Annotated in this window: 14 protein-coding genes; 5 read left to right on the top strand and 9 right to left on the bottom strand. The window is 72.6% G+C overall.

Annotation, left to right across the window (positions count from 1 at the left end; translation table 11 throughout):
* Positions 1-139 precede the first annotated feature (139 nt).
* Both O2W15_RS20630 and O2W15_RS20625 read right to left on the bottom strand, forming a co-directional pair.
* Positions 140-289 (bottom strand): hypothetical protein, encoded by a 150-nt coding sequence (locus O2W15_RS20630; protein ID WP_269163711.1) that lies wholly within the window; start codon positions 287-289, stop codon positions 140-142.
* Between the two features lie 106 nt (positions 290-395).
* Positions 396-1526, bottom strand: coding sequence for an NUDIX hydrolase (locus O2W15_RS20625; protein WP_269180776.1), 1131 nt, complete (start codon positions 1524-1526; stop codon positions 396-398).
* A 72-nt stretch (positions 1527-1598) separates the two neighbouring features.
* Between O2W15_RS20625 and O2W15_RS20620 the strand changes: the two genes are divergently transcribed.
* Complete coding sequence (locus tag O2W15_RS20620) at positions 1599-3014, top strand: ADP-ribosylglycohydrolase family protein (RefSeq protein ID WP_269180775.1); 1416 nt, start codon at positions 1599-1601, stop codon at positions 3012-3014.
* Positions 3015-3136: 122 nt separating this feature from the next.
* Here the strand turns inward: O2W15_RS20620 and O2W15_RS20615 are convergent, their stop codons facing one another.
* The 5 genes from O2W15_RS20615 to O2W15_RS20595 form a co-directional block, all read right to left on the bottom strand.
* Positions 3137-3280 carry a hypothetical protein gene (locus O2W15_RS20615; protein WP_156119226.1) on the bottom strand — a complete coding sequence of 48 codons (144 nt, stop codon included), beginning with the start codon at positions 3278-3280 and terminating at the stop codon, positions 3137-3139.
* Positions 3281-3417: 137 nt separating this feature from the next.
* A complete protein-coding gene (locus O2W15_RS20610; protein ID WP_269180774.1) occupies positions 3418-3870 on the bottom strand; it encodes a hypothetical protein in 453 nt (150 codons plus the stop codon).
* A gap of 13 nt (positions 3871-3883) precedes the next feature.
* Positions 3884-5179 carry an exonuclease domain-containing protein gene (locus O2W15_RS20605; RefSeq protein WP_269180773.1) on the bottom strand — a complete coding sequence of 432 codons (1296 nt, stop codon included), beginning with the start codon at positions 5177-5179 and terminating at the stop codon, positions 3884-3886.
* Entirely contained in the window at positions 5176-5715 is a 540-nt protein-coding gene (locus O2W15_RS20600) for a hypothetical protein (protein ID WP_269180772.1), read from the bottom strand. The genes O2W15_RS20605 and O2W15_RS20600 overlap by 4 nt, the downstream gene beginning before the upstream one ends.
* Positions 5716-5939: 224 nt before the next feature.
* On the bottom strand, positions 5940-7064 hold the full coding sequence (locus O2W15_RS20595; protein ID WP_269180771.1) for a thermonuclease family protein: 1125 nt from the start codon (positions 7062-7064) through the stop codon (positions 5940-5942).
* A gap of 230 nt (positions 7065-7294) precedes the next feature.
* Between O2W15_RS20595 and O2W15_RS20590 the strand changes: the two genes are divergently transcribed.
* The 3 genes from O2W15_RS20590 (at position 7295) to O2W15_RS20580 (ending at position 14736) form a co-directional block, all read left to right on the top strand.
* Positions 7295-8572 carry a hypothetical protein gene (locus O2W15_RS20590; RefSeq protein ID WP_269180770.1) on the top strand — a complete coding sequence of 426 codons (1278 nt, stop codon included), beginning with the start codon at positions 7295-7297 and terminating at the stop codon, positions 8570-8572.
* Positions 8573-8600: 28 nt separating this feature from the next.
* Positions 8601-8765 (top strand): hypothetical protein, encoded by a 165-nt coding sequence (locus tag O2W15_RS20585; RefSeq protein WP_269180769.1) that lies wholly within the window; start codon positions 8601-8603, stop codon positions 8763-8765.
* 142 nt (positions 8766-8907) lie between these two features.
* A complete protein-coding gene (locus tag O2W15_RS20580; protein WP_269180768.1) occupies positions 8908-14736 on the top strand; it encodes a DUF4011 domain-containing protein in 5829 nt (1942 codons plus the stop codon).
* Between the two features lie 182 nt (positions 14737-14918).
* Here the strand turns inward: O2W15_RS20580 and O2W15_RS20575 are convergent, their stop codons facing one another.
* The gene (locus O2W15_RS20575; protein ID WP_269180767.1) at positions 14919-15683 is read right to left on the bottom strand and encodes a nuclease-related domain-containing protein; all 765 of its coding nucleotides are present in this window, start codon (positions 15681-15683) and stop codon (positions 14919-14921) included.
* 276 nt (positions 15684-15959) lie between these two features.
* On the opposite strand from O2W15_RS20575, the gene O2W15_RS20570 reads away from it, so the two are divergent.
* Entirely contained in the window at positions 15960-19052 is a 3093-nt protein-coding gene (locus tag O2W15_RS20570; RefSeq protein ID WP_269180766.1) for a DUF3427 domain-containing protein, read from the top strand.
* Between the two features lie 41 nt (positions 19053-19093).
* Here O2W15_RS20570 and O2W15_RS20565 read toward each other — a convergent pair whose 3' ends face one another.
* Positions 19094-19672, bottom strand: a complete 579-nt coding sequence (locus O2W15_RS20565; RefSeq protein ID WP_269180765.1) for a hypothetical protein — start codon at positions 19670-19672, stop codon at positions 19094-19096.
* Positions 19673-19778: the final 106 nt, after the last annotated feature.

The raw sequence follows: 19778 nt of genomic DNA, 5'->3' as shown, positions 1-19778 counted from the left end.
CTGATGACCCGCACCCGGGCGCCGCTGGCTGCGCCGGTCGACGGGCCGCAGTCACCACAGTCCAGTGCCGGACGCCGCGGTGGTCGGCGGCGCCGGCCCTGCACTCGAGCCGCTCGTGCCGGTACGGCCGGGAGCGGACTCAGTAGCGGCTGCCGCCGCCCGAACCCTTGCCACTGCGCTTGGCCTGGAAGTCCGCGAACGCCTTCTTGAGCTTCGCCTGGTTCTGCGGCTTGCGGGCTTCCTGGATGACCTTCGACGCGACGCCGGAGATCAGGAGCTTGCGGATCATGCCTGCCATGGTGGTCTCCCTCTGGTGAAGCGGCCGGTGCTGGCCGCGCATCTTCGGACCTGTGCCCCAGGACGGCGAGACTCACGCCCGACGGGTTCCCCGAGGCTCAGCGCGCACCGGCGATGCGGGCCAGTGCCTGCTCCAGCACCGCGCGGGCCACCTGCCGGCGCGCCGGCTCGTCCAGGGCAGCAGCGGGCACGTGCAGGTGGTGCGTCGCCGCTGAGGTGCGTTCGAGCCGGAAGTCCGGGTCGTCCTCTGCGACCGTCACCGCGGCGTCCGGGTCGAGTCCGACGGAGAGCGTCTGCGGCCGGGCGTAGGCAGCGACCCGCTCCTCCCCCACCAGCCGCACGGCCACGTAGTGCGGCATCACCGTGAGGGTCAACGGCACCAGGGCACCGACCTCGTCCACGAGCCGCTGGATCGCCGGCGCGACGTTCTGCGCGCCCAGCTCGCCGAACGTCCGGGCCGGACCCGCGTCGTCCACCGGCCGCTCGGCCCGGTTGCGTTCCTGGCGCACCGGGCGGATGCCGAGGACGTCGGTCGCGTCCCGGCTGTCCCCGGCGCGACGGTAGAGCTCGGCGGGCTTGCCCATGGCGCCCGGCCGCTCCTTGCGAGCGAACTCGCCGGTGGGCTGGATGAGCCCCTTGCCGACCATGTAGCGCCGGAACGTGTCGATGGACGGCCGGCTCTCCCCCGGGCCGGGCTGTGGCGCCACCGCGTCGTGCAGCGCCTGCAGGGCCTTCAACGGGAATGCCTCGCCGAGCAGGCCGGCGGGGTCGGGCTGCAGCGCGTAGTCCTGCCGCACCCGGTCCACGGCCAGGCGCACGATCACCTCGTGGTCGAACGGCTGCCCCACGGCGTCGTCCACGGGCAGGACCCGGACGTCGTCCCGGCTCGCCACCACCGGGTCGACGTCCTCGGCGAGCAGCAGGACGACGTGCGCGACGCAGAGGACCCAGCCCCGGTCATCGCGTTCGGTGTCCTCGAAGACGTGCAGCTGCTGCGGGCGCGTCCCGCGGAAGCCCACCTCCTCCGCCAGCGAGCGGAGGACGGCGTCGGCCAGCGTCTCTCCCTCGTGCAGGAAGGTGCCAGGCAGCGCCCACTCCCCGCGGCGCTGGTGCTGGACGACGCCGAGGGCGCCGTTGCGCACGTCCACCGTCAGGACGGCGGTGTCCACCGCGACGGACGGGCGTCGGTGGCCCCCCGATGAACGGTCCTGCTCTGCCTGGTCACTCACCCGTTGACCGTAGGGCGTGTGTGCGGCTGACTCGTAGCCGGTTGCACGCCGTGCCACCGGGAGGGAGGCCAGATGTCCGGACTCATGCCGCGCGACCACCGTGTCGCCGGCGCGCTGATCGGTTCCGCCGTCGGCGATGCACTGGGCGCCCCGTTCGAGTTCGGCCCGGCCGGCCGGTTCTCCGCTCGCTTCCCCAGCGACGCCCGCGGGGTGGCCACCGAGATGTGCGGCGGCGGAGCGCTGGACCGGGAGCCGGGCGAGTTCACCGACGACACCCAGATGGCGCTGCTCGTGGCGGCGTCCCTGGTCGAGCGGGGCGGTCTGGACGAGGCCGACCTCTTCGACCGGTTCCGCACCTGGCTGCGCGCCGACCCGCCGGACGCCGGGAAGCAGACCCGCGCCGTCCTCGGTTCCGGCCGTCCGTGGGACGTCGCCGCGGCTGAGCACTTCGCCCGCTCCGGGCACGCGGCCGGCAACGGCTCGCTGATGCGGACGACGCCGGCCGCGATCTGGTTCGCCCGGTCCGGCACCGCGGCCACCATGGACGCCGCCCGGCGGATCTCCGCCCTCACCCACGGCGACCCGTCGGCCGGTGAGGGCTGCGCGGTCTTCCACGAGCTGCTGCGCGTGGCGCTGGACGGCGGCGACCCGCTGGCGGCGATCCCCGCGGCCCTGGAGCTCGTGGCGCCCGAGCACCGCGACCGTTGGGCGACCGTGCTGGCACCGAACTGGACGCCGGACCAGGCGACTGAGAGCAACGGCGCGGTGTGGCCGACGCTCGGCTCCGCGGTGTGGGCGCTGCGGCACGCGGACGACTTCACCGGGGTGCTGCGGCTGGTCATCGACCTCGGTGGCGACACCGACACGGTGGCCGCCGTCGCCGGTGGGCTGGCCGGTGCGGTGTTCGGCATCGCCGGCATCCCGATGCGCTGGACCTCCGTCGTCCACGGCCGGGTGCCGGGCTACGCCGACGAGCGCTGGGACCTGGCCGACCTGCACGCCCTCGCCATGACCCTGGACGGCACCCCGACCAACCGGCACGTCGCGGCTCGCAGCCCGCGGATCGAGCCGCGCGAGGTGCTGCCGGGTGTGTGGGCCGCCGACCTGGACGGTGCGCGGATCAGCGCTCGGGACTTCGCGGTCGTCTCGCTGTGCCGCACCGGCGAGCCGTTCGGGCACGAGGTGCAGCGGTACGCCTACCTGACCGACGACGACGCGAACAGTGAGGTGGACGCCGTGCTGGCCGACGTCCTCGACGACATGGCGGCGCTGCGAGCCGAGGGCCGGCCGGTGCTCGTGCACTGCCACGGCGGGGCGTCCCGCACCGGGCTGGTGCTGCGGGCGTGGCTGCGCCGGACGGAGGGCCTGCCGGCGGCGGAGGCGACGGCCAGAGTGCGGGACGCGTGGCCGCACCTCGGGCTGTGGAATGACAGCTTCACCGCCGCGCTGGAGCGCCTGGGCCGCTCGCCCGGCGCAGCGGGTGGCTGAGTCCGCCGACCGGCCTGGCTACGAGCGGCTGAGGTCGAGGTGGGCGACTTCGACACCTGGGTGAAAGTGGTCGGAGTGACCACGTGCCGGTGACGGTCGTCGTCCAGCGGTGAGCTGACCGGTCAGTCGGTCTGCGGATCCGGCCCCTTCGCGCAGGGCAGACAGAGCCAGTCGGGATCATCCGACCCGAGCATGCAGCCGCCGAGGATGAGCTTGCCCTCGGCGGCGAGGTCCATCGCGGTGATGTCCGGGAGGCCGTAGATCACGGGAAGTGCCCCGAGCTGCCCGCACCGGGGACACCGACGCCGGCGCGTGCGTCGCGCCGGCTGTGCTTGCGTCATCTGCCCGCCACTCCCTCGATCGACCCCATCCTGGCTACTGTCCGGGATGCTGCGGCGCGTGATCAAGGCAGTCCCCCGAACAGGTCAACGAGGCGGACGACCGAGCTGAGTCGCTGCGGCCGGCGGCGTCGCACGTGAACTGCCCCTGGTGACCCGCTCGTCATGCTCGGCATCCGCAGCGGGTCAGCGCGCCTAGTCCGAAGTCGCTCGGCGATCTCCTCGACCTCGGCCGAGCCGGCCGCCACGTCCATGACCAGCTGGAAGGCGGCGTCGTCGCTCAGCTCCGGTTCGTGGGCGTTGGGGTCGAGGAAGACGACTGTGCCCAACCAGCCCAGTCGCTGGTGCCCGTCGACGAGCGCGCGGTTGCCCCCAGCGTGTGGAGGAGCGCGGCGGCCTGCAGCGACAACGTCGGGTAGGCCGACGTCGTCGGGCAACTGGTCGCGCAGCGCCTGGACGAACGACTGCTCGGCGGGTGACTCGAAGGTCGGCTCCGCCGGGAACACGCGCGCGGTCACGCGGGCCTGCTGCTCACCGGGCGCCCGCCAGGGACAGCGACTCCCAGAAGACCGCCTCGCCGATGACCCGCACCCCGAGGCTGCGGGCCTTCCGGGCCTTGCCCGACTGGGAGTCCGGGTCGGCGCAGACCAGCAGGCTGGTCTTGCCGGACACCGAGGACATCGGCTGCAGGCCGGCGTCCCGGGCGGCCTGCTCGAGGTCGTCGCGGCTGCGGGACATCTCGCCGGTGAACACGATCTTGTCGCCCGGGGAGAACAGCCCGGGACGCCGAGGCAGGGAGACCTTCGCGCCGGAGCGGACCATGGTCAGCGCGACGTCGACGTCCCGGCTCTCCATGCCCAGCAGCTCGGCGACGCGCCGCAGGTCGGCCAGCTCGGCGTCGGTGACGATGTCGTCAGCCAGCGCCGTGGTGGCCAGCGCATCGAGGTAGAGGCGGTGCGCGGCCCGCACGTGGTCCGCCCCGCAGCCGAGCTCGGCGGCGAGGGAGAACAGCTGGTCGGCCTCGGTGATGCTGACCAGCCGGTCCTCGAGCGCCTCGTCCAGCACGGTCAGGTAGGGCGCCATGCTCGGCGGTGCGCCGTCCAGCGCGGGCAGGGCCGCGACGAGCCCGCCGAGGTAGCCGTCCCGCCGGCGGGACAGCGCGGTGGCCGCGTCCCGGGGCACCGAAGGACAGGGGTCGCAGGGCGAGCACGGGCCGGGTTCGATCGCCCGGGCGACGAGGTCGGCCCAGACGGCGTCCAGCGGCTCAAAGCCCTCGTAGCCGCCGTCGGCGGCGAAGCGGACGGTCAGGCCGGCGCCGACCAGCGGTTCGGTGCCCAGGTCGGAGGCGAGCATCCGGACGAGCAGCTCGGCGGTCGCGCGGGCGTCGTTCAGCGCCGCGTGCGCCTCCAGCGGGATGGACATGTAGTCGCAGAGCGCCTGCAAGGAGCGGGTGCCCGCGCCGAAGAACAGCGGGGCCAGGCGCATGGTGCACAGCGACGGCGACAGCATGATCGGCAGGCCGGCGCGACCGAACTCCCGGCCGAGGAACCGCAGGTCGAACAGGGCGTTGTGCGCGACGACGAGCCGGCCGGCCAACAGGTGGCTGAGGTAGCCGGCAATGTCGGCGAAGGCCGGTGCGTCGGCGACGTCACGAGCGGAGATGCCGTGCACCGAGGTAGGCCCGACGTCGCGGCCGGGGTTGACCAGGGTGCAGAACTCGCCCTCCACCTCACCGCGGTCGTCGAGCAGGACGACGCCCACCTCGACCACCCGGTCGACGCCCGGGCGCAGGCCAGTGGTCTCCAGGTCCAGCACGGCGACGCTCACGCTGCCTCCTCCTGCGTCGTCTCCGGCGCGGCCGGCCAGCCGGGCGGGTGGTCGCGGGCGGTCTCACCACCGGAGGACAGCAGGAACGGCCGGGTGAGCCGCTGGCTCTCCACCTCGTCCCACGCGGTCAGCAGGTCGGAGACCCAGCGGGCCAGAGTGAGCGCACGCGAGGCCAGCGGGTCGCCGGCGGACTCGGGGGTCGCCGCGTCGGGGACGGAAGGCCACCGCGGCCGGACGAGGCTGCGGCGGGTGGACGGGAGCGACGCCAGGTGCCCGGCAAAGGCCCGGTCCAGGTCGGCGATCTCCTCGCGGATCGCCGTCACCAGGGCTGCAGGATCGGCTCCGGCGCCGAACCGCCCGGCGGCCGGCTCGGTGGTCACCAGGAGGCGTCCGCGCACCAGCCCGTCGATCCGCTCGTCGTCCGCCGGGAGGACCCAGGCGCCCGCCATCGTCGACTCGAGGCCGTCACCGACGCTCACCTGCCAGATGGCCACCCGCTCGTCGGTCGGCTGATCGACCACGATGATCCCGCTCATGTGTCCCCCGCTCTCGGTGCAACGGGGCGGACCATGGCACGGCGCAACGACAGGAGCCGACGTCCACGGAACGAATCCGTCCCATGCAGCCCACTCGTCACAGGCGCCGCTCGCGGCGCGCCCAGCAGCGGGACCTGCTCAACCGGGCACACCCGGCGAACTCGTCACCCCAGGGTGCTGCCGGGTCCTGAGCCGCGGACCGTGACCCCACGACGTTGCAGGCGTCAGGAGCCCGGGCACGGCATCGGCGTCCAGCTCTTTCCGCCGGGCGCGTAGCTCCGGCAGCCGGTGTAGCCACTCGGGCCGGAGTCGCCGGACGGCTGCGATGGGGCTGCCGTCCTCGGGGCACTCGACGAGGTCCGAGACGACGAGCTGGACGACTGCGAGCGGGCTCGCGCTGCTGCGGCGTCCTCGGCTGCCTTCCGCGCAGCCTCCTGCTCAGCGGCCTGCCGTGCAGCCTCCTCCGCGGCCTGACGCGCCGCCTCCTCCGCGGCCTGGCGCGCGGCTTCTTCCGCGGCTCGCCGGGCCTCTTCCTCCTGTCGCTGCTGCTCGGCCGCCCGAGCCGAGTCGTTGTCCGCGACGGCGGCGTTCAGGTCGGTGCGGACGCGCTCCACCCGGCTCTGCAGACCGCTCAGCCCGCGGCCGGCGAACGGCAGCAGTGGGAAAGCGCGCGCGTCCCGGTCCAGGAGAGCGGTGAGCGCACGCGCCGTGGTCAGCGCAGCGACCAGCTCACCGGAGTGGGAATCGAACGCGGCCAGCTCGGTCGGTGCGACGGGCTGTTGGGCGACCGTGTCGGCCGCCGTCTGCTCCAGGGCGGCCACCTGTGCGGGGACGGTGCACGTCACGTCGGAGGCGTAGAGCCCCCGGCCGGCCTCTCGCGCCTCGTCATGCGCCTGCCGCACGGGCGGGTAGAACTGCGTGTTCGTCCCGACCACCAGCGCCACGCCCAGGCCCTGCCGGACGATGTCGGCGTTCACCAGGTCGTCGCCGAGGAAGACCGCGGCCAGTTCGCGGTCGTACCGGTCGTACTTCTCCTCGTCGTGCTCGAGCCGCACCTCGGTCCCGACGGGGAGGCGGCCCTTCAGGTACTGGGTCGCCTCCGGGGCGAGGCACTCGACCGGCTTGCTCGGGTCCACCGACTCCGGGGTGTCCACGTTGAGCAGTCGCACCCGACGGGTCTCGCCGTCGTACCGGACGTCGATGGTGTCGCCGTCCACCACCTTGGTCACTGTCGCGATGACGGGTCCGCTCACTGCCTCGTGGACGGCTCCCGCCCCGACCACCAGGGCTGCGGTGGCCACCGTCGCAGCGATCTTGTGGGCGGCTACGACAGCGAACAGGTTCTGCATGCTTCCTCCGACGGCCAGGCGACAGGTGTCGCCGGTGGGCACGCTAAGGAGTCGGCGGGTCACCGGACGTCGGTCAGGTCCGAGCCACCCCCGGAAGGGGCAACGGCCGCGAGCGGCGTCCCCCGGACCGGTGACAGGCGGTGCGGCGACCCCGGTTCCCGTCGGTGGCCCGTGGTCGTCTTCGTCGCAGGAACGAGCGGGACCCACCCGCGCGGTCAGGAGGAGGCCCGGTGGAGCAGGCGGCGGAGCTGTTGTGGCGGGCAGCGTTGCGGCGTCCGTGGACGAAGCGGCCGCTCAAGACCGACGTCGAGGCGATGGCCGCAGCGCTCGCCCCGGGCGACGTCATCGACAGGGTGTTCCGGGCCCGGTGGGCGGGGACGTCCAGCGGCGCCCTGGCGATCACGTCCGGCGCTCTGCTCTTCGGGCAGGCCCGTCCCCGGCAGCACTTCACCGAGATGCTGCGTCTGGCCAGGCCGGGGCACCGCCACGGTCCGCGCGCTCTGGTCATCCCGCGCAGCGACGTCCGCAAGGTCTCTGTGACGTCGGAGGGCGTCGCCGTGCACACCGACAACCAGGTCATCGCGCTGCTGACGAAGGGCGATCCGGAGCTGCGGACAGCCCTCTTCCGGTTGTCCCATCGATCCGTGAGATCCGACCCCGACAACCCGAAGAGCAGGACTCGGGTGCTGCCGCACGAGGCGCTGTGGAACACCCGCCATCCGCAGGGAGGCAACCGGATCGAACGCAGGTACTGGCCCACCCCGACCGGGACGCTGCAGGACGCCGGCGACGCATGGCGGCGCCTCCCGCCGTGGAGCCAGTGGGCGCTGGCGGTGGGCGTCTTCGTGGGGCTGCAGACGTTCGTTGCGCCCGTCGGCGTCCTGTTCGCCATCCTGTTGCTGACCCTGCTGGGGCTCACGGGCGAGGCTGCCGTCGAGCGCCGCCGGCTCGCTCTCACCGGGCCGGAGACCGAGCTGGCCGAGGCCGACTGGATCGAGGCGCGGGTGGCCGGTGCGGCCTGCCGGGCGTGGGAGGCGACGCTGCGGGAACCGTCCTGGTCATCTCCGGCACTCGACGCCACCCGCGCGGCGTTCGACGGCGACCACGAGGTCGACGCCGTCATCGACCTGGCGCTGCGCATCCACGACGCCCGCACCCAACTCGGGGCGATGCCGACCGGGCCGGCGAGGGTGATCTGGCAGCAGCAGTGGACGGCGCTGGACGCGGCCGCCGAGCGGCTGGGCGAGCGCGCCGACGCGCTGATCCGACACCGCGAGCAGGCCGCACAGCTGTCGCGGGAGCTCGCTCAGCTGGCCGAGCTGGAGCGGTTCGAACGCTCCGCGCTGGTCGTCGACGACCTGACCATCGCCATGTCGGTGGGGGGCGAGCGCGCCGGGCTCAGCCCGGTCGCCGACGACATCGCCGGCACGCGGGCAGCGGTGCGAGAGCTCATCGAGCTGATGACCGACACCCGGGCCCCGCTGGCCACGCCGGTCGACGCCCCGTGACCGCGGACCCTGGAGTAGAGACGTACCGATGATCTGGTTCCTGCTCGGAGTACTGCTCGTCTCCTCCATCGCGGGCGGACTGGTCGCCTGGCGTGCCCGCGACAACTACATCGCCCTGTCGGTCGCCGGAAGCCTGATCATGGTGGCCTTGTCAGCGCTCCTCATCCTGTTCGTGCTCACCGTCCTGCAGTAGCGCGGCGCCGGCCGTGGCGTGAGCACACGCCGTGGCCGTCACCCCGCAGTGAGGCGTATCGACTTCGTCCGTTGACGCACCAGCTGCCACAACCGTCACGGCGTAACCCGGACTCGTCGCTGCTGGCCGGTAGACAGGGCGCATGACTGACCCCGCGGAGCTCCAGCCGACGTCCATCGACGGGGCGGCACCGGGGCCGCGGGTCACGGTCGACGTGACGGCAGTGCCCGTCCTGAGCTACGCGCTCGCCCACAACGGCATCACCGTCGTCTCACAGCTGGTGCTCACCGGGCACGACGAGCCGGTGCGGCACGCCAGCGTGCACGTGGGCATCCGGGACGCCGCTGGCCCGATCGGCGAGGCCGTCGAGTTGTTCGCCGACGTCGACCCCGGGCACACCACCCGGCTCACCGACGTCGGACTGCGGCTGGACCCGGCGGCGATGCTGCAGGTCGAGGAGCGCCGTCCCGGCTGGCTGTCGGTCCTGGTGGAGAAGGACGGCGAGGTGCTCGGCCGGGCGCGCGTGCCGGTGCAGGTGCTGGCCGCGGCGCAGTGGCTGGCCACTCCGCTGGAGCTGGCGATGGAGATGCTCGCCGCCCACGTGCAGCCGAACCACCCGTCGATCACCGCGCTGGTCGCCGAGGCCGCCGAGCTGCTGCGCACGGAGACCGGCAGCCCGTCGATCCAGGGCTACCAGGCCGGCGCCGAGCGGGTGGACGCGATCGCCGCCGCGGTCTGCGCCGCCGTGCAGGCCCGCGCCGTCCGCTACAGCGAGCCGCCGGCCAGCTGGGCCGACGTCGGGCAGAAGGTGCGCACGCCCGGCGAGGTGCTCGACGAGCGGGTCGGCACCTGCTTGGACCTGGTCGTCGTCCTGGCTGCCGCGCTGGAGCAGGCCGGCATCCGGCCGCTGCTGTGGCTGGTCGAGGGGCACGCCTTCCTCGGCTACTGGCGCGAGGAGCTGTCGGCGCAGAGCTCGGCGACCACCGACGTCGCCAGCCTGGTGAACCTGGTCGACCTCGGGCTGATCCGGCTGGTGGAGACCACGATGCTCACCACCCGCACCGAGCCGGTCGGCTTCGACGAGCTGCACCGCCCGCCCTACGCAGCGTGGCTCACCGGCGACCTCGACCGGGTGATCGGCGTCGTCGACGTCTACCGCGCCCGGCGCGACGGCGTCCTCCCACTGCCGGCCCGCACCCGGGACGCCGACGGCACCGTGCAGGTGGTCGAGTACCGGCCGGCCGTGCACAGCACCCCGGCCCGCCCGGCTGACAGCGGGACGGCGGCTCCGCTGGATGCTCGTGAGGCAGCCCCGCCGCGGATCGCGCAGTGGAAGAACGCGCTGCTGGACCTCAGCCTGCGCAACCGGCTGATCAACTACACGCCGCGCGCCGGGATCGCGCTGACCGTGCCCGACGCGCAGCTGGGCGCGCTGGAGGACCTGGTCAACGGCGGGACGGCGCTGACCCTGCTGCCCAGTGACCAGCTGGCCGCCGTCCAGCGCGAGCGGGGGCTGCGCTCGGCCCGGGAGCTGCCGCAGGAGCAGCTGGCCGAGTTGCTGCTGGACCGCCGCGGGCTGTACGTCGACGTCCCGGAGGCCTCGTACCTGACCCGGATGCGGGCGCTGGCCTACAAGGCGAAGACGGTGCTGGAGGAGACCGGCGCCAACAACCTGTACCTGGCCCTGGGCAGCCTGGCCTGGGAGCTGGACGGCCGGCCCCTGCGCTCGCCGCTGATCCTGGTGCCCGTCGTGCTGAAGGCCCACTCCCGGTCGGGGGCCTACCGGCTGACCGTGGACGAGTCCGGCACCAGCACGCCCAACTACTGCCTGCTGGAGAAGCTGCGCCAGCTGCATGGGCTGAGCGTCCCCGGCCTGGCCGAACCGACCGAGGACGGCGCCGGCATCGACCTGGACGCTGCCCTCCAGGCGATGCGGGTCGCGCTGGTCGAGCAGGGGCTGCCGTACCGGGTGGAGCCCACCGCCGACCTGGCGATCCTGGCGTTCGCGAAGTTCCGGCTGTGGAAGGACCTCGACGAGCACTGGGCGACGCTGAGCGAGAACCCGCTGGTCGCCCACCTGGTGCACTCCCCCACCGACCCGTTCGACGACCCGGTCGCTGAAGACGGCTCGGTCGACCTCGACGAGCTCGCGGCCGGCGTGCCGGTGCCGGCGGACGCCTCACAACTGACCGCGGTCGCCGAGGCCGCCGCCGGCCGGACGTTCGTGCTCGAGGGCCCACCCGGCACGGGCAAGTCGCAGACCATCACCAACCTGCTGGCCCGGGCAGTCGCCGACGGCAAGCGGGTGCTGTTCGTCGCCGAGAAGCGCGCCGCGCTGGACGTCGTCGCCCGGCGGCTGGACGCGGTCGGGATGGGCCCGTTCGCCCTCGACCTGCACGACAAGGGCAGCCGGCCGGCCGTGGTGCGGGCGCAGATCCGGGCGGCGCTGGAGCACGCGGTGCAGGTCGATGAGCAGGGGTTGGCCGCCGACGGCGAGGACCTGCGCTCGGCCCGGCGTTCGCTGGCCCGGTACGCCACCCGGCTGCACGAGCCGAACGCCGCCGGCCTCTCGCTGTACAGCGCGCACACCGGTGCGCTCAGCGTGGGCGACTCCGTGCCGCCGCTGCCCGTCTCGCCGAGTGCGGTCGGTGGGCTGACGGCGGACGACGTGGCGGCGGTGCGGCGCGCACTCGCCGGGCTCCCGGACGTCGCCGACCTGGCCCGGCCGCGGCCGGGCCACCCGTGGGGCTTCGTGGACGTCGCCGACGTCGACGTGCCGGCCGCTGCGTCCGCCGCTGCCGCGGTCGATACCGCCGTCGCCGAGTTGCTGGGATCTGCGCGGCTGGCGCCGGTGCTGGCCGCGGTGACCACGCCCGGCGACCTGGCCGGGCTGGCCCGGGTGCTGGACGGCCCGCCGGTCGACCTGGCGGTGCTGGACGAGACCCGGTCGGCACGCTGGCGCACCGAGACGGCCGCGCTGTCGGCCGACGTCGCCGCCTTCCGCACGGCGCAGCACCCGGGTCTGGACGTCGCGACGCCGGCCGCGCTGGACCTGCCGCTGGCGGAGATCGCCGCCGCCGGGCAGGCCGCCGCGCAGTCGGGCTTCTTCGGCCGCAAGAAGCGGCTGATCGCCGTCCGCGACCAGCTGGCTCCGGTGCTGACCGGCGAGGTGGCGCCGAAGGCGGTGCCGGCGCTGGCGGCGGCGCTGCTCGCCGTGCAGACGGCGGCGCGGGCGCTGGCCGCCCGTGCCGCGGCGATCCCCGGGCTGCAGGTCCCGGCGACGTGGAACCCGCTGACCGATCCCGGCCTGGTCGATCGGGAGGTCGACTGGCTCCGGCTGGCCGGTGCGGTGGTCGAGGGCAGCGACGGCTTCCCCTGGGCGCTGCGCGCGCTCCTGGCCCAGGGGCCGGCGACCAACCCGTCCGCCGCGGCGGCGGTCGGCCGCGCGGAGGAGGCGGTGCAGCAGCTGCTGACCGTCTGCCGGTCGACGCCGGAGCAGCTCGCGGCGTGGGCGGGCACCGACGGGTTGTTCGCCCGGTGGCAGGCGACCCGCGCCGAACGGGCGGTCACGGCTCCCGGGGTGCCGTCGCTGCGGCGGTGGCTGGACCTGGTCGCCGCGGTGGAGCCGCTGCGCTCGGCCGGGCTGGGTGAAGCGCGGTCGGCGCTGCTGTCCGGCGCGGTGCCCGCCGACGACGCCGTCCGCTCCTTCGAGCTCGGGCTGGCCGGCGCCGCGATGACCGAGCGGGAGGGGGCCACCGGGCTGGCCGTCTTCGACGCGCCGGTGCACGAGCGGGCGATCTCCCGGTTCACCGCGGCCTCCCGGGCGGTGCGCCAACACCTCACAGCCGCGCTGCCCGCATCGGTCGTCGCCGCACGGTCGTTCGACGTCACCGCCCGCGGTGGCCGGGTCGGTGCGCTGCAGCGCGAGCTGAACCGGCAGCGCGGCGGGCTCGGCGTGCGCGGGCTGATCGCCGAGTACGGCGAGCTGGTCACCGCCGTCATGCCGTGCGTGCTGGTCAGCCCCGACTCGGTGGCCCGGTTCTTCCCGGCCCGAGCCGGCCTGTTCGACCTGGTGGTGTTCGACGAGGCGTCGCAGATCCGGGTCGCCGACGCCGTCGGTGCACTGGGCCGGGCGCACGCCGCGGTCGTCGTCGGGGACAGCAAGCAGATGCCGCCGACGTCCTTCGCCGAGCCGACGACGGACGACGACTCGCTGCCCGAGGACCTGGCCACCGCCGTGGAGGACGAGGAGTCGATCCTCTCGGAGTGCGTGCAGGCGCGGGTGCCGCGGCAGTGGCTGTCGTGGCACTACCGCAGCCAGGACGAGTCGCTGATCGCCTTCAGCAACGGCCAGTACTACGAGAACCGGCTGTCCTCGTTCCCGGCGCCGGTGCACGGGCCGGCCTCCTCGGCGCCGGACGGCCGCGGTGTCTCGCTGGTGCGGGTGGACGGCACGTTCCACCGCTCGGGGGCGGGCAAGCTGCTGCGCACCAACCCGGTCGAGGCCGAGGCGATCGTGGCGGAGATCCGCCGGCGCTTCGCGCTCTCCCCCGACGAGCCGCCCTCGATCGGCGTGGTGACGTTCAACGCCCAGCAGCGGGCGCTGATCGATGCACTGCTGCGGGACGCCGGTGACGAGCGGCTGGTCGAGGCGCTGGACCGCACCGACGGCGAGGGCTTGTTCGTCAAGAACCTGGAGAACGTGCAGGGCGACGAGCGGGACGTTGTGCTGTTCTCCACCGCATTCAGCGCCAACGACCGGGGTCAGCTGCCGCTGAACTTCGGGCCGCTAAACAAGGTGGGTGGCGAGCGCCGGCTGAACGTGGCGATCACCCGCGCCCGGCGACAGGTGGTGGTGTTCTCCTCCTTCGACCCGGCCGAGCTGCGGGCGGAGCAGACGTCGTCGGTGGGGATCAAGCACCTGCGCGCCTACCTGGACCTGGCGGCGCACGGCACGGATGCGCTGCCGCGGGACGCACGGTTCGCCTCGCTGCCCGACCGGCACCGGGACTCCGTCGCCGAAGCGCTGCGGGCTCGTGGACTGGTCGTGCGAACCGACGTCGGGCTGTCGGAGTTCAAGGTGGACCTGGCCGTGTCGCTGGCCTCGGCGCCCGACGTGCCGGTGCTGGCGGTGCTGCTCGACGGCCCGGCGTGGGCGCGACGGCGGACGGTCGGCGACCGCGACGGGCTGCCGGTGGAGGTGCTCGGCGGGATGCTGCGCTGGCCGGCGGTGGAGCGGGTGTGGCTGCCGGCCTGGTTGGCTGACCCGGACGCGGTGGTGGAGCGGCTGGTCGCCGCCGCCCAGACCCCGGTCGCTCCCCCGCCCGCGGCCGAGCCGCTTCCCGTCTCGGTGGCTGCGACGGCTGCTCCGGCTTCGGTGGCTCCGGCTTCAAATGCGGCGGACGTCGTTCCCGCCGCGGCGGTCCTGGACGGGGAGGAGCCGTTCGTGCCGTGGACGCCGGAGCCGGCAGGCACCCGGAGCCTGCTCGACCAGCTGGGCAATCGGCGGGTGGCCGAGCAGGTGCGGGCGGTGCTGGCGGCCGGAGCCGAGGCGGAGGGGCCCATCCACCTCGACCGGCTGACCCGGCTGGCCGCGGGTGCGTTCGGGCTGGGCCGGGTGGCCCAGGTGCGCCGCGATGCGCTGGCCGCGCTGGTGCCCGAGGCGGCTCGAATCGGTGAGGTCGTCTGGCCGGCGCAGTTGGACCGGGCGAGTTGGACCGGTTTCCGCCGTGACCCGGGGGCGACCCGGCCAATGGAGCAGTTGGCGCCGGAGGAGATCGGCAACGCGATGGTCGCCCTGTGCCGGGCCAGTGCGGGAATGACGAGGGACGAGCTGTTCGCCCAAACGCTCGAGGTGTTCGGCTACCGCCGCCGCACACCGGCCCAGGTCGCTGTCCTGGAGTCAGCACTGTCGGCGGCGGTCGACGCCGGCCAGCTGAACTCTGCACCGTCCGGCCTGTTCACCGCCTGACAGATCAATCGCTGAGCCGGCGCGCCGCCGGCAAGGCAAGGAAACGGCTGGCTGACCCGCTGCACCGTGGGGGCTACCCGGTAGCGCCACGGGGCAGCGAGCCGGGCCACCGGATCCGGTAGTGGCGTCGCCACGTGTCGGTCTTGGAACGGACCCATCCGATCTCTCGATCGGTGCATCGATCAGGCGGGCAGTGCGTCACTCAGCAGATCAGTTCCGACAGCAACGGAAAGGCGCGTGACCTGCTCACTTGAGAGCTCTCGCGGACGGCTGTGCAACCAATCGGCCAACTGATCCCCCGCCACGTACGAAACGTCACCGCTGACCGCGACGCGCTGCGGAAAGGACGCCCACACCACCACAACCGAGCAAGGAGCGGGTACAGCGATTCCACTGCGAGCCGCGAGGGCTCGGGCGACGGCTCTTGCTGCGCGGGTCTGGCGGTTTCGTTGCCCGCGCTCCGTCCACGCTCGGTCCGGGTCGTCCCGAGGCGTGATGGTGGCACCTGCGTCGTCCACGCTCACGACGCCGTTCCACGCCTTGCTGTCGATGACGAAAATCCCGCCGGTACCGATGACCAGGTGGTCGATGTTTCCCGCGCCCGGCCAGTCGAGATCGTGGGTCACGTTCCAGCCCCGCCTTGCGAGGGTTTTCAGCTCACGCCCGGTGCGGCGCTCGCCCTCGGCCCCGACACCCCAACGCTGAATCGATTCTGGTGGCGTGGTCCACACGGCCACGGCCATCATCACGAATGCGCCGAGCATGACGCCGCCGTACCACCGAACCCAGCCATCACCGAGCCAGGAGACCAGCAGGCAGGCGGTCCAGGTGATCGCAATGAGCAACAGGAGCCGGCGAGAGATCCGGCGCCGCCAGCGGCTGCGCAGCTCGCGATAGCGGCCTTCCGCGAAACGACCCGCACTGGGCGAGCGACGCAACATGGCCATTCGGTGATCGTCCGCCTGCACAGGTCGCTGGGAACAGGCCGTTGGTCGTGACTCTCACCCGTAGTGGCGGCCTCCCCCATCCTTGCGTCTAGGCAGCCGATGGCGAGCACAGCAGTGCAACGACCTCCGCCGAATCGGGTTGTGCCTTTCCGATCCAGCGGCCACTACTTTCAACACAGAGCTGGTCGCCTTGAAGCAGTCGTTCTCGGCGCGTGCGCTCGGGCGCTTGGGCGGCACGTGCGACTCTGCGTCGATGCTTGGTCGACGGAGGACGCAGTGAACGAGGTCGCGCCGGGGATATACGAGGCGCTGGTCACCGAGGAGCTGGCGGGCACGCTGACCAGCACGCCGATGGAGCTGGTGCAGTACGAGCCGCTCGACCCGGCCGACTCGCACCTCGTGCTGACCCGACACCTGGCGAACCTCATCAGCCGGTCACTGCAGTCCGCGCCTGGGTCCGACCGAGGCAAGGTGGCCGCGCAGATCGAGCTGGCAAACCGGATCGCGACCTCGGTCGGCGAGCTCAGCGCACCGGACGCCGTCCTGTCCGGCGACCGGGTCGCCGACGCCGCTCAGCAGCTGCTCGCCGTCGCGACGCCCTCCCCCACCCCGGTGCCGGTGACCTTCCCGGCGCGGCCGGAGGTGCCGCTGAGCACCAGCGCACTGCTGGTCAACGGCCGGGGGCAGCCGCGGATCGGTTATGAGGTGGAGCGCGAACTGGCGTCGGCGGACAGCGTCGACCTGCTGTGCGCCTTCATCACCTGGCACGGTGTCCGAGTGCTGGAGCAGGCGCTGCACGACCTGCAGCAGCGCGGCGTGCGTCTAAGGGTCATCACCACGACCTACCTGGGCGCAACCGAGCCACGGGCCGTCGAGCGGCTGATCGCTGCGGGGGCTGACGTCCGGATCTCCTACGAGACCCGGACGACGCGGCTGCACGCGAAGGCCTGGCTCTTCCACCGCGACTCCGGCTTCTCCACCGGCTATGTCGGGTCGTCGAATCTGTCCCGGGCGGCGATGATCGACGGGCTGGAGTGGAACGTGCGGCTGTCGTCGGTGGAGCAGTCTCATCTGCTCCAGACCTTCGCCGAGACGTTTGACTCCTACTGGCACGACCCTGCGTTCGAGCCCTACGACGCCGAGCGCTTCACCGCTGCCATCGCCGTCGAGCGCGGTGGGCGCACCGACGACCCTACGGAGATCACCTCCCTCGACGTCCGACCGTTCGGCTATCAGCAGGAGATCCTCGAGGCGCTGGACGCCGAGCGGCTGGTGCACGACCGCTGGCAGAACCTCGTGGTGATGGCGACCGGCACCGGCAAGACAGTGGTCTCCGCGCTGGACTACCGGCGGCTGCGCGCCCAGGGGCACGTCGAGACGGTGCTCTTCGTCGCCCACCGCAAAGAGATCCTGACCCAGAGCCGGTCGACGTTCCGCCAGGTGCTCCGCCGCGGCGACTTCGGTGAGCTGCTGGTCGACGGCGCCAAGCCCACGCAGTGGCAGCACGTGTTCGCCTCGGTGCAGTCGTTGGCCCAGCTCGACCTCGCCGAGCTGCGGCCGGACCTGTTCGACCTGGTGGTGGTCGACGAGTTCCACCACGCCGAGGCAGCTACCTACCGCCGGCTGCTGGACCACCTGAAGCCGAAGGTGCTCGTCGGGCTCACCGCGACGCCGGAACGTGCGGACGGCCGGGACGTGATCGCCCGCTTCGGCGGCCGGCCGGCAGTCGAGCTGCGGCTGTGGGAGGCGCTGGAGCAGCGGCTGCTGGCGCCGTTCCAGTACTTCGGCAAGCACGATGACGTCCCGCTGGACACAGTGCGCTGGCGACGGGGTTCCGGCTACGACGTCGCCGAGCTGACCAACCTCTACACCGGCAGTGACGCCCGAGTGCGGCTGATCCTGCAGGCCGTGGTCGACACCGTGGCCGAGCCGACCCGCATGCGAGCGCTGGGCTTCTGCGTGAGCATCGACCACGCCGTCTTCATGGCTGCTCGGTTCGATGCCGCCAACATCCCGAGCCGCGCAGTGACATCTCGGGACGGCGCGGACGCCCGTGCGGCAGCGCTGACGGCACTGCGGAACGGCGAGGTGAACGTGCTGTTCACCGTCGATCTGTTCAACGAGGGCTTCGACCTGCCGGAGATCGACACGGTGCTCTTCCTCCGGCCGACGGAAAGCGCCACCGTTTTCCTGCAGCAGCTCGGCCGCGGCCTCCGGCTGGCTGAGGACAAGCCGTGCCTTACGGTGTTGGACTTCATCGGCTCCCAGCACCGGAGCTTCCGCTTCGACCTGCGCTTTCGGGCGCTGACCGGGACGTCCCGACGTGGGCTGGAACGGGAGATCGACCTCGGTTTTCCGACGCTGCCGGCCGGCTGCTCGATCCAACTGGACCGGGTCGCCCAGCAGGTGGTCCTGGACAACGTCCGGCAGTCGCTGCGGCTCCCCTGGCCGCAACTGGCCAGCGAACTCGCTGCTTCCCCGCAGGCCGACCTGCCCACCTTCCTGGACGAGACCGGGCTGGACATCGAGGACCTCTACCGCGGCACCAACCGAAGCTGGCTGGACCTGCAGCGCGCGGCCGGCGTGGTCACCGCCGAACCGGGGCCGGACGACGCCCGGCTGCGCGGCGCATTCGCCCGGATGCTGCACCTGGACGACGTCGAGCGACTCGACCGCCTGGGCGACGTGCTCAACGGCGGGGTTCTCGGATCGAGCGACCGAGACCGACGACTGGCCGCGATGCTTCACTTCGCACTTTGGGGTTCGCGGACGCCGTTCTCCTCGGTGGAGGAGTCACTGGCCCGACTGCTCGCCGACCGAGTTCGTTCGGCGGAGCTGGCTCAACTGATCGGGGTGCTGCGAGAGCGCATCCATCGCGTGGCGCCAGCGCTGGACGGCGGAGCGCGGCCGCTGCACGTGCACGCCCGATACAGCCGCGAGGAGGCGCTGGCGGCGTTCGGGATGACCGATCTGGCCGGCACGTTCGGGTCCGGCGTGAAGTGGGTGCTGGACGAGCGGGCGGATTTGTTCTTCGTGACGCTGACCAAGACCGAGGGTCACTTCTCCCCCACCACGATGTACGCCGACTCGGCAATCACACCGACGCTGTTCCAGTGGGAGTCGCAGAACACGACGACGGAAGCGTCACCCGTCGGCCAGCGGTACGTGCACCACCGGGAGCTGGGGAGCTCAGTGCACCTGTTCGTGCGGGAGACGAAGACGGCGGACGGCGCCCTCGGAGTGCCGCCGTACCTGTATGCCGGACCGATGACCTACCAGTCGCACACTGGCAACCGACCGATGCGCATCCTCTGGCGACTAGACCATGCCCTACCCGGCGACGTCTTCCATGGCGCAAAGGTCGCCTGACAGGTCAGCGGGCAATGTTGACGGTCATAGTCTTCTCTCGGTCACCTGCGGCCGCCCAGCCAGTACAGCGCAAGATCCACGTCGCGCGCGGTCCATGAGAGGCCGTGTGTTCTCGACACCATCGCGCGTGCGTCTTCGACCACTTGCATGTAGCGGCCATAGCGTCCCGACGCGTTGTCGAGCTGGACGCCCAATTGGGCCAGGGCCGCGTGGGCTCGTCGGTCGTAGATCGCCATTCGCTGTGGTGCCGCGGCGACCAAGACAGCCGACGCCAGGGCGTCGCCATGGCCAAAACCAGGCAGCGACCTGAGAGCACTGCGGCCACTTCCCGCGGCGTCGGCCGTCGATCTGTTCGAGTCGTGCACCGCTTCGACGGCCGCACGCGTGGCAGCACGGACGTTGCTGTCGGGTGTCGAGTTCAGGCGCGCCGCCCAGGGAGTGTTCGCCTGCAGACGCTTCCACAGCACGAGAGCACCGATGTCCGCTTTCCCCACCGAGCCCGTTGAGGCGATGCGAGCGGCGACCTCACGTAAGGCCTCGTCACAGTCCTCCGATACGGCTGACCCGCATTCCTGCCGCGCGGCGACCAGCTGGCCTACTTGATCAGGCTTCAGATCCATAGTTCGCCTCCTGACTGGGCCCTACGCGCCCCGCCTTGGGGCCCTTACCAGCTGGGCTGCACGCCAGCATCAGCCTCGAGATCGAACGCGGGATGGCGCCCCGGTT

It is taken from the genome of Modestobacter sp. VKM Ac-2979 (assembly GCF_026967995.1).
GTDB lineage: Bacteria > Actinomycetota > Actinomycetes > Mycobacteriales > Geodermatophilaceae > Modestobacter.
This window is presented reverse-complemented; position numbering and strand designations above follow the sequence as displayed.

What these genes read in the sequence shown, in the direction of transcription:
- O2W15_RS20595 (WP_269180771.1), bottom strand. Translation starts at nt 7,064, where the DNA reads ATGCAGAACCTGTTCGCTGTCGTAGCCGCCCACAAGATCGCTGCGACG.
- O2W15_RS20565 (WP_269180765.1), bottom strand. Translation starts at nt 19,672, where the DNA reads ATGGATCTGAAGCCTGATCAAGTAGGCCAGCTGGTCGCCGCGCGGCAG.
- O2W15_RS20630 (WP_269163711.1), bottom strand. Translation starts at nt 289, where the DNA reads ATGATCCGCAAGCTCCTGATCTCCGGCGTCGCGTCGAAGGTCATCCAG.
- O2W15_RS20600 (WP_269180772.1), bottom strand. Translation starts at nt 5,715, where the DNA reads ATGAGCGGGATCATCGTGGTCGATCAGCCGACCGACGAGCGGGTGGCC.
- O2W15_RS20580 (WP_269180768.1), top strand. Translation starts at nt 8,908, where the DNA reads ATGACTGACCCCGCGGAGCTCCAGCCGACGTCCATCGACGGGGCGGCA.
- O2W15_RS20620 (WP_269180775.1), top strand. Translation starts at nt 1,599, where the DNA reads ATGTCCGGACTCATGCCGCGCGACCACCGTGTCGCCGGCGCGCTGATC.
- O2W15_RS20575 (WP_269180767.1), bottom strand. Translation starts at nt 15,683, where the DNA reads ATGGCCATGTTGCGTCGCTCGCCCAGTGCGGGTCGTTTCGCGGAAGGC.
- O2W15_RS20585 (WP_269180769.1), top strand. Translation starts at nt 8,601, where the DNA reads ATGATCTGGTTCCTGCTCGGAGTACTGCTCGTCTCCTCCATCGCGGGC.